At 48.1% G+C, this 15,997-nt stretch carries 10 protein-coding genes; 1 reads left to right on the top strand and 9 read right to left on the bottom strand.

Annotation, left to right across the window (positions count from 1 at the left end):
* Positions 1-297: 297 nt before the first annotated feature.
* The 3 genes from QF049_RS23985 to QF049_RS23975 form a co-directional block, all read right to left on the bottom strand.
* Positions 298-3,636: a DUF8202 domain-containing protein gene (locus tag QF049_RS23985; protein WP_307541090.1), complete on the bottom strand. Its 3,339-nt coding sequence runs from the start codon at positions 3,634-3,636 to the stop codon at positions 298-300.
* Complete coding sequence (locus QF049_RS23980) at positions 3,575-4,099, bottom strand: hypothetical protein (protein WP_307541088.1); 525 nt, start codon at positions 4,097-4,099, stop codon at positions 3,575-3,577. The genes QF049_RS23985 and QF049_RS23980 overlap by 62 nt, the downstream gene beginning before the upstream one ends.
* 175 nt (positions 4,100-4,274) lie before the next feature.
* On the bottom strand, positions 4,275-5,411 hold the full coding sequence (locus tag QF049_RS23975; RefSeq protein WP_307541086.1) for a response regulator: 1,137 nt from the start codon (positions 5,409-5,411) through the stop codon (positions 4,275-4,277).
* 176 nt (positions 5,412-5,587) lie between these two features.
* Here QF049_RS23975 and QF049_RS23970 point away from each other — a divergent pair, with 176 nt between their 5' ends.
* Positions 5,588-8,683 carry a hybrid sensor histidine kinase/response regulator gene (locus QF049_RS23970; protein ID WP_307541084.1) on the top strand — a complete coding sequence of 1,032 codons (3,096 nt, stop codon included), beginning with the start codon at positions 5,588-5,590 and terminating at the stop codon, positions 8,681-8,683.
* Positions 8,684-8,900: 217 nt separating this feature from the next.
* Here QF049_RS23970 and QF049_RS23965 read toward each other — a convergent pair whose 3' ends face one another.
* The 6 genes from QF049_RS23965 to nikA all read right to left on the bottom strand — a co-directional run bounded on the left by QF049_RS23965 (position 8,901) and on the right by nikA (position 15,918).
* Complete coding sequence (locus QF049_RS23965) at positions 8,901-10,406, bottom strand: malate:quinone oxidoreductase (RefSeq protein ID WP_307541082.1); 1,506 nt, start codon at positions 10,404-10,406, stop codon at positions 8,901-8,903.
* Between the two features lie 401 nt (positions 10,407-10,807).
* Positions 10,808-11,776 carry an ABC transporter ATP-binding protein gene (locus QF049_RS23960; RefSeq protein ID WP_307541080.1) on the bottom strand — a complete coding sequence of 323 codons (969 nt, stop codon included), beginning with the start codon at positions 11,774-11,776 and terminating at the stop codon, positions 10,808-10,810.
* Positions 11,773-12,573 carry an ABC transporter ATP-binding protein gene (locus QF049_RS23955; protein WP_307541078.1) on the bottom strand — a complete coding sequence of 267 codons (801 nt, stop codon included), beginning with the start codon at positions 12,571-12,573 and terminating at the stop codon, positions 11,773-11,775. Before QF049_RS23955 ends, QF049_RS23960 begins: the two co-directional genes overlap by 4 nt.
* On the bottom strand, positions 12,570-13,424 hold the full coding sequence (gene nikC, locus QF049_RS23950; protein WP_307541075.1) for a nickel transporter permease: 855 nt from the start codon (positions 13,422-13,424) through the stop codon (positions 12,570-12,572). Before nikC ends, QF049_RS23955 begins: the two co-directional genes overlap by 4 nt.
* Complete coding sequence (nikB, locus tag QF049_RS23945; RefSeq protein ID WP_307541073.1) at positions 13,421-14,368, bottom strand: nickel ABC transporter permease; 948 nt, start codon at positions 14,366-14,368, stop codon at positions 13,421-13,423. Before nikB ends, nikC begins: the two co-directional genes overlap by 4 nt.
* Positions 14,368-15,918, bottom strand: a complete 1,551-nt coding sequence (nikA, locus tag QF049_RS23940; RefSeq protein ID WP_307541071.1) for a nickel ABC transporter substrate-binding protein — start codon at positions 15,916-15,918, stop codon at positions 14,368-14,370. Before nikA ends, nikB begins: the two co-directional genes overlap by 1 nt.
* Positions 15,919-15,997: the final 79 nt, after the last annotated feature.

Below are 15,997 nucleotides of genomic sequence, written 5' to 3'. Positions count from 1 at the left end.
TCTAATTTTAGCTAAATCATTCTTCTCATAATCCCTTTCAGGATGTCTGATTTACTAGATTGTGTTAATTTTGAAATACTTCATTGCTTATTCTACACTGAGCCTCTTACCAAACTCTTACCAAGCTATACGATAATGAATACAAACGATAGAAAGGAGGATATGAGGGTGGATAACCTTTTATCATATCCTCTAGCAGGAGACACATAGAGTTCAGCTGCTCCAACGTCAGTTCAAAAAATAAAAAGCCTTTGCCGACCCCCAATGTCAGCAAAGGCTTTTCGTTTTAAATTGTGTTTATTGATCAATCAAGTGTGTTACTTTCAACATTCTTGCAATCAATGCTGTGACCTCAGCACGAGTCATTGTTGTCTTCGGACTCAGAACCTCTGGCCCATTACCTTGGATAATCCCCGCTGCAATCAATTGGGCTACATCTTCTTTCGCCCAATTCGATACATCCGCTGCATCACTGTAACGTTCCAGTTCAGAGTTCATCTGATCCGGGCTGATTGCTGCTTCCGGTTCGATCAGACGATACGCACGAGCAACCATGGCAAATCCTTGCTCACGTGTGATCTCCTGATTACCGTAGAAGTTCCCATTATCGTAACCGCGAACGATACCGAATTCATTCGCGAGGGCTACCGCGGAGCGGAACCATGCCGAATCGTCAACGTCAGGGAATAGATTCTGTGGTGCATCCTGACGCATTAAGCCCAGTCCAAGTACAACAATCTCGGCAAACTCGGAACGGGTAACCTGACGGTTTGGTGAGAAGGTGTTATTCCCGTTACCCTGCAAATCCAGTCTCGCAGCGATGTTGTTCACATCAGTTTTGCCCCAGTGGGATCTGGCATCTTCAAAATCCTGCGGGTTCCAGATGACCGAGTAACTTCCGCTGCTGCGCAAGTCATTAATGAGTGCATAGTAACGGCTATCGACTTTGGTAATAACCGTTGGTACATGGAATATGCTACCGTCCGGGTTGATGATCACGCCTGTTGTAATCCGGTTCGGGTCGATCCCTTCCGGAAGCGCAATATACTTCGGTGCATAACCGTTCAGTAGCCCAGATCGAACCGTTTGTCCATCTTTCGTAAAGGTGAGATCCAGATCGACCGGTGTGACAAGTAGCTCGTATCCTTGGGAAGCGGCTCTTGTTTCGGCGCTGTCAATCAACGTATCCGATGAACGTGCGATGTTGATATGGACATCGATATCGTTCAACGCTGCATTACCAAGCTGTCCGGATACACCGTTTAAGTCCATCTTGCCGCCAGGTACTGGATAGATCGCCAGCGGATTGCTAATGTTCAATTTGGAACCTTGATCTACTAATTGTTTCAGTGTTTCGAGGGTTAAACCGTCCACCTTCATATCCCCATCATTCGGTGAATGAATGGCGAACTGCTGCCCTGTGCCTTGTGACATGGCAACATTCAGCTTGGCTGGATCAACTTGAACCAACGTTTCTTTGTTGTCAGATGGTTTGGATGTAGCAAATGGTTGATGACTACCATCCCGAGTTGTTTCCAAATTATCCTTCACGGGTGCCGGAGTTGGTGTTGGTACTGGCGCAGGTCTAGGTGCTGGTGTGCTTCCACTGTTGCCGCCCGTATTTCCACCGCCGCCATTGTTGCCTCCATTGTTGTTACCATTGTCACTGGATGCTCTAGTCACGTTGATTTTATACGCCGTAACATTTCCAAGTGAATCCGTTACTCTAACAACGATCTTATTTCCGCCAACTTGAAGCGGTAAATTCTCACTTGCACTACCACCTGTAACCTCGTTCCATTCTCCATCTCCAACAGCTATTTCAATCTTCGCAAATGGATCAAGTGCCGTTGGCGTGAGTTGGAATTGATATACGCTATTCGGAACAGAAATGGTGTAGGTATCTTTAGCCGGATCAAAGGCCGGAGACAAGCCTCCCACGGAAGGGACCAGTGTTTGCAATGTAGATGTATCCGTACCAATCACTTTGGTAAGTCCTGTTCTAGCGTTAGTCAGATCCTGAAGTGCCTTGTCTACCTGCGCTTGAGTTACTGTCGAATCAGCCAGCACTCGCTCTGCTTCGTTCATCGCATCATTGAGTGCTGTCAAGCTCGCTGGCGTATACTCTGACTCTTCCAGGCTTTCACCTGTAATTTCAGTTACTTTCGCTTGCAAAGCTGATTTATCTACAACTGGTACAGATGTTGTAGGGATTAGGCCCGTTCTTGCATTAGTCAGATCCAAAAGCGCCTTGTCTACCTGCGCTTGAGTCGCTGTCAGATCATTCAACACTCGCTCTGCTTCATTCATCGCATTATCCAGTGCTGTCCAGCTCGCTGGCGTGTACTCCTCTTTGTCCAGTTCGCCTGTTTCGATCTTTCCGTTAATCTCATCGATTTTGGCTTTCAACTTCGCCTTATCAATAACAACATAACTTTTCGAATTGGACTCTTCTGAATCTGAATAGGCTGGATTGTTCGTCTTCGCTGTTACTGTCACTTTGTAGGTGCCAACTTCTAGCGATGGCACTAATTGCGAGAGGTTAAGCGCCGTTCCGGTTACTTCCACCGTCCGCTTCGTGCCGTTTTCCAGTTCGATTGTTACTTCATATTTGTCTGCATGCGCAACTGCTTCCCATGTCAACTCATCGTCGGTCAGTGTGACGTCTGGTACCGTCAAAGGAGTAGCAGCAGTTGCAATGGTAAAGTAAGAGTTCGGACCGAAATTTGAGGTATTAAGAGTTACTTGGCCGTTCTCAATTAAATGGAATGAGTCTTGTCCATCAAATTGAGTATCCTCGCTGATCACAACATATTGAGGCAACGCCGGGTCACCTCCCGTTTCGTCTACCTGAAGTGTAACCTGTGATTCAGTCCAGTTTGTTTTCTGTACCTTGTAGATACGCTCCATCCCAAGCAGTTTTTTCTCATCTTTCGTAATCGGTGTTTTGAATTCAGTACTTGCTCCATTGTCACCAAACGTAAAGAAAGAAGAATCCTTTGAGAATTCATTTTTATTTGCAGAATTGGTATCCTCAACACTGTTGCCCAATGCAATCGTCAATGTAGATCCCTGTTCCTGCGCTTTGGCTTGTTTCTGCATCAATCCACTCTGATCATCTCGACCGATGCTTGTAACGCGGTGGGTATAGACTGCGTTGGCAACTGAGTCCCAGATCGTATCATTATTTGAAATAATATATGAATTGGCTACTGTCTGATCAAGCGTATAGCCGTATTTGATCGCCAAATATGTGCTGACTTTTTGGCGTTCTGCGTCCGTCAGAGCATGGTCAAATACGATGATTTCTTCAATCGTACCCTCCCAATGCCCACTATTGGCCGCAGTTGCCGGAATTAGCTTACCAACTACGGCTCCGTCCGAGTTACCAGTATTCCATGCCTTAGCATTATCTTTTCCCCAACCACCCAGTTCCTGTACCTGCTTCATTTTACTGTACAATCTAGCTTTATTCGTTCCAGTGTCCCCACCTGTCCAAGTAACAAATAGCTCGGTCGGGAACGTCGTTCCCATAAACTTGTCGGGAGTGTATAAAGTCTGATTACTGTCACTGTTAAATGTCGTCAACGCCGCCCCTTGCGTCAACTTGAAGCATCCCCATACCCGTATAACCACCCGTTTGTACTCCCCATGAAATAATATAATTGAGGCCTCCAGTTTTATTGGTTCTACTAACGGTAATGATCGATCTGGGGCTCTTTCCTTGAGGAAGTTTACTTACATCCAGATTCATAAAACTACTCGTGCCGTTATATTCCAATACCGGATTGAAATTGATATTATGATTTTTATCATCCCAATAGGTCGGTTGATTAGCTTCCGTACTTTGGGTTGCATTGTTTATTTTACTGCCTTGATCTTCCCAAGTACTCACCTTTTGGCCACTGGCAACTCCCATCCCCAGATCTGATCGTAGCCACAGTGCAGAGGCACCAATTCCACCTGGACCAACAGGAGTCTCGTTAGTCGCCTCCGCTTGAACCAAACTCATGGGCAACGTTCCAATCGCCAGAATAAAGGAAAGAACCAGCATGGAAATTCTTTGCCATGGTTTCTTCCGGATTTTTGCTGTGTACATAGGTTCCTCCTACTTAATATGTTATTTTTGGACTGCTTACTGACAAAACATCATCTCTACCCTCATTTTGCTTATTCTACACATAGCCTCTTACCAAACTCTTACCAAACCTTTCGCTAACAAATACGACAAAAAAACAGCCTCGCAAACGAAGCTGCAAGGCTGTGTATTTCAATCAAATATTCGAATTTTTCCATTGTTGGTACCATAACTCAACTTCCAGGCCAGGACGTATACCTGCCTCTTGTTCTAACGTAGTGACCAACTGATTATATTGAGCGATCACAGGATCTTTATTACCTAATCGATCATATGTCTTCATTAAGGCCAATCCGACTTCCTCCAATGATGGTTCGAATTGCTGTACCCGGTGATATAGCGTAAGTGCTTCCGTATTCTGTCCTAGATTAATGTAATATTGTGCAAGTTGCATGGCATGATTACGCCATAGTGCATGCAATCGCTGGCGCTCCAGCTCAGCCCATACGTAATCGTCCTCGCCATAATATTTGCCTTCATATTGATCTGAGGTCTGCCGATGTTCAGCTATTGTAGACGAAGATAATAGAGGCAATCGGTTAAGACGACCTTCCCATTCTTCCACATCAACCCTGAACTCTCCTGTTTCCAATAGATATCCAAACTGTTGATAACGAATGACCATCTTTTCCTCGCCCATGAATTCATTCATCATGCTGCGTAAGCGATGGATCCCACTGTGCAGATTGGATATACCTCTCCGCTCATCCAACTCTGGCCACAACAGTTCAAGTAGCTTATCCCGCTTAATCGGTTTGTTCCGATGGTGGAGCAAATAGGCAAATAACTCTCTAATCTTGGTTGTCCTGAACTTCATATGTTTTGGTGGCTCATTCGGATGCAGTTGAACCTGAAGCATTCCCAGACAGCGGATTAACAGGGATGGTCCTTCTGCTATATTCAGACTTGCTGACACCGTTCGGCGTTGATACATCTTCATCGTTTTTTCCAAACGGTCACGCGTTACAGGCTTCATAATATAGTCCAGCACTTCAAGCCCATAGGCCGTCAGTGCATGTTCGTTATATGCGGTTGTGAAAATAACTTCTGTTCCAGGAGAAACCTCATGGATACGTTCGGTCGCCTCGATCCCGTTCATCCCCGGCATTTGAACGTCCATGAAGACGATTTCCGGCAGATGAATTTTGATCTGATCTATGGCTTCCTGTGCCGTCAGAAAAGAGCCGATAACTTCGCAATCCTCTCTCTCTAGCAACAGTTTGTTCAACCTGCTCAGAGCGAGATATTCATCATCTACCAAAATCACTCTCATATGCACAACTCCTCTGGCTCACTGATCACCCTTTAATCTATAATTTTACCATAAATCCTGACGTGGGACCGCTATCATTTATATATAGAATCTATGTTCGGTATTCAAAAAAATGTTCATCTTTGGAAGAGGACATGCAGGAATTTAAAATAAACTGTCGAAAACTAAAGTCTGCCATGAAACCAATAACCTATAAAAAGATACCTCGATATGTAGTGCTGTCGATTCTATTCCTGACTATTTTGCTTGGCTTTCGCTGGATATGGTCCGAGTCCTTCACCATACCCGCACATCCTGAACCTACTAAAGGCGTGTTGGATCTTCGAGGTTGGGACCTCACCAACGCTTCACCCATATCCCTGGATGGAGAATGGGAGTTTTATCCCCAAGCGTTAATCTCTAATTCTGACGCGAAAATAGCGGATAACCTATCCACACGGATTCAAGTTCCCGGTGACTGGCGTAATGCATTACCACAATCCTCATCATCGTTCGGATATGGGACGTACCGTCTTCGCATACTGTTAGATCCATCTGTGGAGGAAGTCTCTCTCTGGGCTCAGAAAATCCAGACATCATCGATCATCGAGATGAATGGGACCATTGTTGCCGAATTCGGCCAACCTGCCACTCATGCCGAAGCCTATCGACCAGAAAGGACTGCATTTACGACTTCCTATGTGCTTGACGGTTCTACCGAACTCAATCTTTTGGTGCAGACAGCCAATTTTGACGATCCTTATAGCGGAGGGATCACACGCTCTCTCTATTTTGGTTCTCCAGAAGGCATTGGAAGTGAACGAGGACTATCCATTGACTTGCAAAAGATTACATTCGCCATACTGATTTTGCACAGCCTATACGCTTTTGTCATGTTTCTGTTTATCCGAAAGGAACGAGCTCTGCTGACGTTCTCGATGCTAACACTGGTAGCTGCCCTAACGGTCGCTTCCGACCATGACAATCTGTTATTGAGTTGGATTCCACTCAACTTCACTTGGATCGTTAAGGCCAAAGCGTTGTCCTATCCGTTGTTCGCATTCTTTCTTTTACAGATGGCTAGAAGCTTCTCCCATAATCTACAATGGCGTAAACTGTTCCGTATCTATGCCAGCGTGCTTGGCGTTTACTGTTTATTTTTACTCGTCGCACCAGTGACCCTAATCTATCATGTACTTGAGATTGGGCTTTCTGATTTCCTCTATCTGTTTGCCATCGGCTGGTCTGTGTACCTATTCTTCCGAATGGCAGCTGATAAACGAAGTGACGCAAGCTTTTTGCTCTTCGCAGCGACGAGTAGCTTATCCAGCGTACTGTGGGGAATAGTGAACTCACATAATGAAATTACCAATGTGTATTACCCAATTGATGTGATTGCGGCCATATTCGGCTTCTCTGCCTATTGGTTCCGAAAATACTTCCGTAACTCAAGCGAAATCGAGAAGTTGTACGAACAACTCAAAGAGGAGGATCGACAGAAAGATCAGTTTCTTGTGAATACGGCTCATGAATTGCGTACACCGCTGCACGGGATCATCAATATTGCGGAGAGCATCGCGGTCCGTGAACGTCGTAAATCAGGTGGTCAGCAGGCCGAGGATATGAAACTGTTAGTTACCATCGGTCGACGCATGTCTCAACTCGTAGATGACCTGCTTGATGTGATTCGTCTGAAGGAGAAACGTATTAAACTTCAAAAGAAACCACTTTCCCTTGCATCTGTCATCCCAGGTGTGATCGGTATGTTCCGGTTTATGGCAGAGGGAAGGCCGGTCCACATGAAGGTAGATATTCATGAATCACTGCCATTGATTCAGGCCGATGAGAGAAGACTTGTTCAGGTACTTTACAACCTGTTGCATAATGCACTCAAATTTACCGATGAGGGTACAATTACCGTCTCTGTTCAGGAACATGGAGAGAGCATTTTAATTCAAGTCTCAGATACAGGTGTTGGCATAAGTGAGGAGATACAACAGCGAATATTCGAGGCGTATGAACAGGGAACCCCAGAGGCTCGCTTAAGTGGAGGAATCGGCCTCGGTCTAAATATCAGCAGACAGCTCATTGAACTCCATGGCGGACAGCTCACCGTGCAATCTGTACCTGGGCAAGGATCGACCTTCCAGATCTCGCTTCCACGGGAAGACACCGTATCGCTATCGGACCAGACTGAGCAGCAATGGGACGCTCACAGCTTCGATGAAATTGCGATTGCAGAGCCGCAGCAGCAGACACTATCTCAATCTCATGATAAGACTGCCGCAAGAATTCTTGCCGTCGATGATGATCCTGTTAACCTGCGAGTACTGATCTCCATGCTTGCGAATGAACCTTACCATATTCAACCTGCAGCCTCGGCGCTTGAGGCACTTGAATTGCTGGATAAGGAGCCGTGGGACTTACTGATTGCCGATGTCATGATGCCCCATATATCCGGTTATGAATTGACCGAGAACGTACGCAAGCGTTATTCGGTATCCGAGCTTCCCATCCTGTTGCTGACGGCCCGTAACGAACCAGCGGATGTATACGCCGGATTCATGGCCGGTGCGACGGACTATGTCACCAAGCCCGTGGATGCCGTTGAATTAAGGCATCGCATTGGATCACTGATTGTGCTGAAACAATCCATCGATGAGCGGCTGCGCATGGAAGCTGCTTACTTACAAGCACAGATCCAGCCCCATTTTCTTTTTAATACGCTCAATTCAATCATGGTTCTTAGTGAGATGGACACAGAGCGAATGCAGAAACTGGGCGATGCCTTTATCGAGTATCTTCAGACCAGCTTTCATTTTGTCAATTCGGAGAAAATGGTGGAGGTCACTCATGAGTTGGATCTCTCCCGCGCCTATCTCTACATTGAGAAAGAACGATTCATGCATCGGTTGAACGTCAGCTGGGATATTCCAGATGATCTTGATCTATCCCTGCCGCCACTCACCATTCAACCGCTCATTGAAAATGCAGTTCGACATGGTATTTTAAACAAAGTGGAGGGTGGAACCGTGCATATCCGGATCATCAACCAAACCACGTCCACCTTGATTGAGATTGAGGATGATGGTGTAGGGATGCAACCGGAACAGATAGAACGGGCATTGGCATGGCCCAAGAAGGGACCAGGGGGAACCGGAGGCATTGGATTAACCAATACACATCGCCGTTTGACCCAGATGTACGGACAAGGTTTGACCATCGTCAGCTCGCCGGGCCAAGGTACGAAAGTTTCCTTTGTCATCCCTTTGGACCGCAACACCGGAGTCTGAGCGATATGATAGTTCTATAACTCTACAACTGGTATTCCGTACAGTCCGTGTCCGTATGCTTTGTGTCAGGTCTAACGTGAATGCGATGGTGAAGGACAGGTTCAGGTTCAAGAATCAGACATACCAAATAAACCAAAAGAGAGCTAAGCACGGGTTTCGTCCCGGCTTAGCTCTCTTTTCTATGGCTTCATTATGATCTAACACGATAAGCTAAACGTTATACGTGCAGGACTTGTTTTTCATCCGATAATCCCAGCGCCTTGGCTGTTGAAGAATGAACCTCTTTGAGAAGATCCAGATTCTCCACAAGGGATATGCCGTAGGAAGGAATCATTTCCTTGATCTTTGGCTCCCATGCCTCCATATGCTGCGGGAAGCACCGCTGAAGAATCTCAAGCATGACCTGAACCGCGGTGGATGCACCCGGTGATGCACCTAACAAAGCGGCAATCGTTCCATCTGCAGACGTGACCACTTCTGTACCGAATTGGAGCGTCCCCTTGCCACCTTGAACGGTATCCTTGATCACCTGCACACGCTGGCCCGCCAGAACCATATCCCAATCCTCACTCTTCGCACCCGGAACAAAATCACGCAATTCTGCCATACGTTGTTCTTTGGATAACATCAGTTGTTGGATCAGATATTTGGTCAAAGAAATTTCTTTGACGCCTGCTGCGAGCATCGTAAGCAGATTATGCATCTTAACAGACGTGATCAAGTCGGCATTGGAACCCGTCTTCAGGAACTTCGGTGAAAACCCTGCAAACGGTCCAAATAACAGCGACTTCTTATTGTCGATAAAACGGGTATCCAGATGTGGTACAGACATCGGCGGAGCTCCTACCGAAGCCTTGCCGTATACTTTGGCATGATGCTGTTCCACGACTTTTTGATTTTTGCACACCATAAAGATCCCACTGACCGGGAATCCGCCGATATGTTTACCTTCCGGAATGCCCGTCTTCTGGAGCAAATGCAGACTTCCGCCACCTGCGCCGATAAAGACGAATTTTGCCTTATGGCGTTCGACTGCACCGCTCTTCAGGTTTTTCACGGACAGTTCCCATTGTCCATCGCTGGTGCGTTTCATATTCTTCACGCTATGTTGGTAGTGGATGCCCACGTGTTGTTCCTTCAAATGTTTGATCAGCATACGCGTTAAAGCACCAAAGTTAACGTCCGTACCGGAGTCAATTTTGGTCGCTGCAACAGGTTCATTACTGGTACGATCTTTCATCATTAGCGGCATCCATTTCGCCAGCTCTTTCTTGTCATCCGAGAATTCCATGCCTGCGAACAACGGGTGATTCGACAAGGAGTCATAACGTCTTTTCAAAAACTCGACATTGCTCTCTCCGTGTACATAACTCAAATGAGGAATCGGCATAATGAAGTCCCGCGGATTACGAATCAGACGGCTATTGACGAGATAGGACCAAAATTGCTTTGAGATCTGAAATTGTTCATTCACTTTAATCGCTTTGCTAATATCTACGGTTCCGTCTGGTCGTTCAACGGTATAGTTAAGTTCGCACAATGCAGCATGCCCGGTTCCGGCATTATTCCATTCGTTGGAGCTTTCCTCTCCTGCAGTGGCTAGCTTTTCGAAAACCTTAATATTCCAGTCTGGTGCCAATTCTTTTAGCAAAGTTCCCAAAGTTGCACTCATAATTCCGGCACCAATCAAGATAACATCTGTACTCGTTTGTCCCTGGCTCATGTCTACCGTCCTTATATCCTATATTTGCCAAAAGGATGTAAGCGTTATCGATTTGGCATTTGCAGCAAGCCCATTCTTGAACGGGGTCGCACCTTCTCTGAATGAATATAACCTTGATCTAGTGTATCAATAATATAGAGCAATTTAAATATGCAATTTCAAGATATTTGCTATTCCATCAGTATACGCTAGTTTACATCGGAACGTTAGCCCGGTTATAGGCCTGAAAGATATATTTGTTCAAAACAAAGAAAGGAGCCCGGATTTAGTGGGACTTGGTACATGAAATTTTGTATAGCCGTGAAAATGGATGCGCTAAAGAGCCGCTCTCGAATGTTTCGCTAAGCGGCTCTTTATTGATTTGTAATGACTATCACAGCCAACGGCGTTTCAGGAAGTACTCAGAAGATCGAAATCAGTTCCTTCGTGTACGGATGGCGTTCTTCAGCGAACAACGCATCTGCGCCAAAGCGGTCAACGATCTGACCTTCCCGCATGACGATGATGCGCTGGCTCATGCGATGTACTGCAGCCAGATCATGCGAGATGAACACGTATGAAAGACCAAGTGATGTGCGGAGATCCGTAAGCAATTGCAGAACTGCACCTTGCGAGATCACGTCCAGGCTGGCCGTCGGTTCATCCAGAACGACAACGTCCGGCTCAATGCCAATAGCACGTGCGATCGTGACGCGCTGACGTTGTCCACCACTTAGCTCATGAGGGTATCGTCCAGCTAAATCGCTAGGAAGCTCGACCGCTTCAAGCAGCTTTTGGACGTAAGCCTCCTTCGATGTGTAGGTAAAGTGGGATAGCTCGGCGTTCCGTCCAAGTTGTTCGTACGGATCAATCAGCGAATCAGCAATCTTGAGCTTGGGATTCAGTGCTGCCATTGGATTCTGGAAAACAATCTGAATCTTCCGGCGGTGAGGCCGCAACCGTCGGCCGCTCAGCCGCGCGATATCCTGTCCGCCCAGTATAATCGAGCCCTTATCCGCATCTTCGATCCGTAGCAGACAGCGGGCGAGTGTACTCTTCCCACAGCCGCTCTCGCCAACCAGGCCAAGACACTCACCGCGGTTCAGAGTGAAGGAAATATCATTCACAGCAGGTCGGTCTGCACCTGTATACGTTCGGCTGAGATGTTCCACGTGAAGCACGGGATTTCCAGGTGTGCTGAGCGATGAAGCAGTCTCTGCTACAGCGGTATCTATATCCGCATCTGTAACTGCATGATCTGTTTCTGTAGTAGTTATGACTGCATTGTCTGTGTCTGCATGGTTTATGTCGTTAGCAAAATCGTGACTTTGCACACCGGATTCTTCGAACTGCACAAGTCCACGGCGTTCATCATTTGCGGTCGTCTTCATTCCGCTCCTGCCTCCTTCAATCCCGACTTCAGCGAGCGACTCAGAACGGGAGCCGCCTCGATTAGCTGGCGCGTATATTCATGCTGAGGATGATCGAGAATGCGATGCTTTCCGCCAGATTCGACGATCTGCCCTTCCTTCATGACAGCCAAGCGGTTGGCATAGCGGCGTACATGACGCCAATCATGCGTGATAAACAGAATGGCACAGCCTGTCTCCGCTTGTTTGCGTGCCAGCAGTTCCAACACGCGATGCCCAGACACACTGTCCAGTGCCGTCGTTGCCTCATCAGCGATTAATAGACGGGGGGAGAGCATCAACGATGTGGCAATCGAAGCCCGCTGAAGCTGTCCGCCGCTCAACTGGAACGGATAGCGGCGCAGCAATTCAGCGCCAAGGCCAACCGATTCCAGCGCTTCCTCCGCTCGTTTCTTGCGGATGGCAGAAGACTTTTCCCCATGTACCTTCTGGTATTCATCAAAGTGCCCACCAATACTACGAAATGGCGTAAATGCTCCCTGATAGTCTTGGAAAATATATGAGATGCGGCTTCCCCGCAGGGCACGCATCTCCTTTGGTTTCCGTTCGAGCAGGTTGCTGCCTTCGAACATGACTCGTCCCGACGCATGCAGGTTGGGCGGCAGCAGACGACCAATTGCTTGCGAGAGTAAGCTTTTGCCACTACCGCTCTGTCCAACGAGTGCCATGAACTCACCTTCGCGAACAGCCAGAGAGACTTGATCTACAATCGTGCGATCCCGGCTGGAGATGCTTAGTTCTTCAATGGAGAGAATCACGGCTGCACCTCCTTCTTCACATCAAAGCGGTCTCGCAGATAGTCGCCCAGCATGTTGGCAAGCAGGACTACCGAGACAATAGCGAGACCCGGATAGATCATCAGCTCCGGCCGAGACTGGAAGTAAGGCCGTGAGTCGTTCAGCATCGCTCCCCATTCAGGTGTTGGCGGCTGTGCGCCAAGCCCGATGTAGGACAATGATGAGATGAGCAGGATGATTTTGCCCAGATCAAGGCTGGCTAACACGAGCACATGCCCTGCGATATGCGGAAGCAGATGTTTTCTCATGATTCGACCGTCCGACAGTCCGTTGGTACGGGCGATGCGAATGTAATCCTTTTGTGACTCCGATAAAACCGTACTTCGAACAAGCCGCGCATAGCTAACCCACTTTACGATCACGATCGCCAACACCAGATTGCCGATTCCAGCGCCAAGCAGGCCACTTAGCACAATCGCGACAATGGTATCGGGAAAAGCGAGAAAAGCATCAGCGATGCGCATGAACAGCTTATCAACCCAGCCACGTTTGTAACCCGCAATCAAGCCAAACGGAATACCGATCAGCAATGCAGCACCAAGTGCCAGCAGGCTATAACCCAGTGTTTGGCCGCCACCAAGCAGCAGACGTGTCAGTACATCGCGTCCCAGATGGTCGGTACCGAACGGATGGAGAGCACTTGCACCCTGCAATCTTCCACGCAGATCGGTTAAGGTGTGGTCATGTTTTAAGTATAAAAAGGCATATAAGGAGGCCGCGATGACCAGCAGTGCAAACAGCAGACCAATGATCGCCTGCCAGCTATGTTTTTTAGATTTTGTAGGTGGAATGGGCAGGGGTATGGTTTTCATCGGTGGGCCTCCTTTTCCTTGAGTTTCATTTCAGGATTCAAATAACGATAAGACAGGTCAACCGCTGTATTCACGAGGAATACCACGATAGCCATGATCAGGATGTAACCCTGAATCAGTGGATAATCACGCTGGCGGATGGCGTCAACGACGAGCTTGCCGATCCCCGGATAAGCGAACAACACTTCAATCACGACGACTCCGCCGATTAGACTACCAAGGCTTACACCAAATACCGTAATCACAGGCGGTAGACTGTGACGAAACGCGTGAAGCATGAAGATCCGGCCTTCGGATACCCCTCTTGCCCGGGCGGACCGAACGAACTCCTGGCTAAGAGAATCTAGCAGGCTGGAGCGCAAAAGACGCACATAAACGCTGGAGATGGCAAGTCCCAGCGTCAGAGATGGCAGAATAAGCGATGTGAATCCATCCCGGCCCATGGTGGGCAGATTGCCGAAGCGTACGCCGAACATATCGATCAGGATCAAACCCAGCCAGAAGCTTGGCACCGCCGCACCCACAATGGAGAGCATACGGCTCCCCCGGTCAATCCAACTGCCGCGATGGATCGCCGACAGCGAGCCGAGCGGGATCGCTATGACGAGCATAACCAGCAGAGCGCCTATCGTCAGCTCAGCCGTAGCCGGCAGCGCACGCATCAAGGTCTGCATGACGGGCTGACCTGTCGAATACGATACGCCGAAGTCGAGTCGAACGAAATCGAGCAACCAGTTGCCAAATTGGACAGGAAGCGAATCGTTGAAGCCCATCTCCTCGCGTACAGCTTCGACCTGCTCCTGACTAACAGACAGTTCGTCCACGTTCAGGATCGTCAGTACCGGGTCACCGGGAGCCAGACGAATGAACAGGAAACTCATAAACATAATGAACAACAGAAAGATAAATACCTCAAGGAACTTCCGAAGCAAAATGCGAAACATTACATCACATCCAGCTTATTGGTAATCATGTAATATTCACTGCGAGTGGTAACCCAGTTCTTGATCTTCTTGCCGTTATAGGCAACGATTGTACCCGGATGCAGCACGAAGGAATTCAGCACGTTGTCATGCACGTAATTGGCTGCCTTTTCGGCAAGCACTGCGCGCTTCTCCGGTGCAACTGTGAGATTCAATTCGTCGATGATTTTAGTCAGTTCCGGATCTTCCGATCCACTGAAGTTAAGAGCACCCTTCGGATGGTACGTTGCATTCAGGTAATAACCTGCATCCCCACGCGGGGCTGTCAAATTACTGTACGTCGCAATATCCCAGTCACGGTTGGATGCCATATAATCTTCTGGCGTGTCAATCTGGCGAATCTGCACGTCGATCCCAATCTTCTTCGCATCAGATTGGAACACTTGAGCAATTAGTGGCAGATCGGCACGAGCCGAATATGTCAGTAGCGTCAGCTGCAATGGTTTGCCATCCTTGGTCATCACGCCGTTTTGCTGCGTGTACCCTGCTTCGTTGAGATAGTTTACAGCGACATCAGCTCCGGATTCCGTTGCTGTATCCGTATAAGTTGGCGCGAACGGCAGCGATGGCAGGAATGGTCCGATGGCCGCTTCGCCATATCCGAGAAGGATCGTGTCCACGATGCCCTGACGGTCGATTAACGCATCCACCGCACGACGGACGTTAATGTCCTTCATACTCTCCCGCTGCATGTTCGTCGTCATCTGATGCACGCGGAACGTCGACGTGGACTCCACAGTCATGCCGTCCATCGCTTTGAGCGATTCGAGGCTCTCGACCTCCGGACGGTATACGATATCAACCTGTCCAGATTTGAGTGCAAGCGTGCGAGCGTTGGCATCTTCATTGAATGAGAACGTGATGGAATCCAGTGGCGATGCTCCGTCCCAATATTCATCATAGCGATCCAGATCCAGCTTGCTGCCTGGGGTAAAAGAGGCTAATTTGAACGGGCCCGTACCAATAGGCTTGTTCACAACGTCCGGCTCACTCACGTCGATAATCGCCGTGTTCGGATTCACCAGCTCTGAAGCAAATTCCGGGAAAGGCTGAGTTGTGGTAATCTCCAGCTTGTCACCCTCGGCTTCAATTGTATCGATCTTCAGTGCGTTCTGGATGGCTACATTCTCTTCCAGTGCCCGCTCAAGGGATGCCTTAACGGATTCACCAGTCATCGGCTTCCCGTTCTGGAAGGTCACATCATCTCGCAGGTCGATCGTCCAATGCTGCCCGTCTTCGCTCTCCCAGCTCTCGGCGAGCCATGGAGCAACCGTCAGATTCTCTTCATCGAGACGAACCAGCGTTTCCGTAATGCCCGCGCGCAGCGGCACATAGCTAGAATCCACATGTGGATCTAGCGAACTGGTGGAGAAGTTATATAGGAAGTGAACATTTTTATTATCGGTGGATGGTTGCGCAGCGGGACTGGACTCAGATGATCCGCAGGCGCTCAACAGTCCAGCGCCCAAGGCCAAGGAGACCAGCGCTAGCAGTGGCGTCTTTTTATTCAAGGTAATGCCCCTCTCTCTTAATCGTAATTATTATTATCTAAACACAATGAGTATTATCTTATCGTAATGATTACGTTTT

The sequence above is a fragment of the Paenibacillus sp. W4I10 genome (assembly GCF_030816325.1).
GTDB classification, from domain to species: Bacteria; Bacillota; Bacilli; order Paenibacillales; family Paenibacillaceae; genus Paenibacillus; species Paenibacillus amylolyticus_B.
The sequence above is the reverse complement of the archived record's forward strand: the minus strand, read 5'-3'. Positions and strand labels throughout refer to the sequence as shown.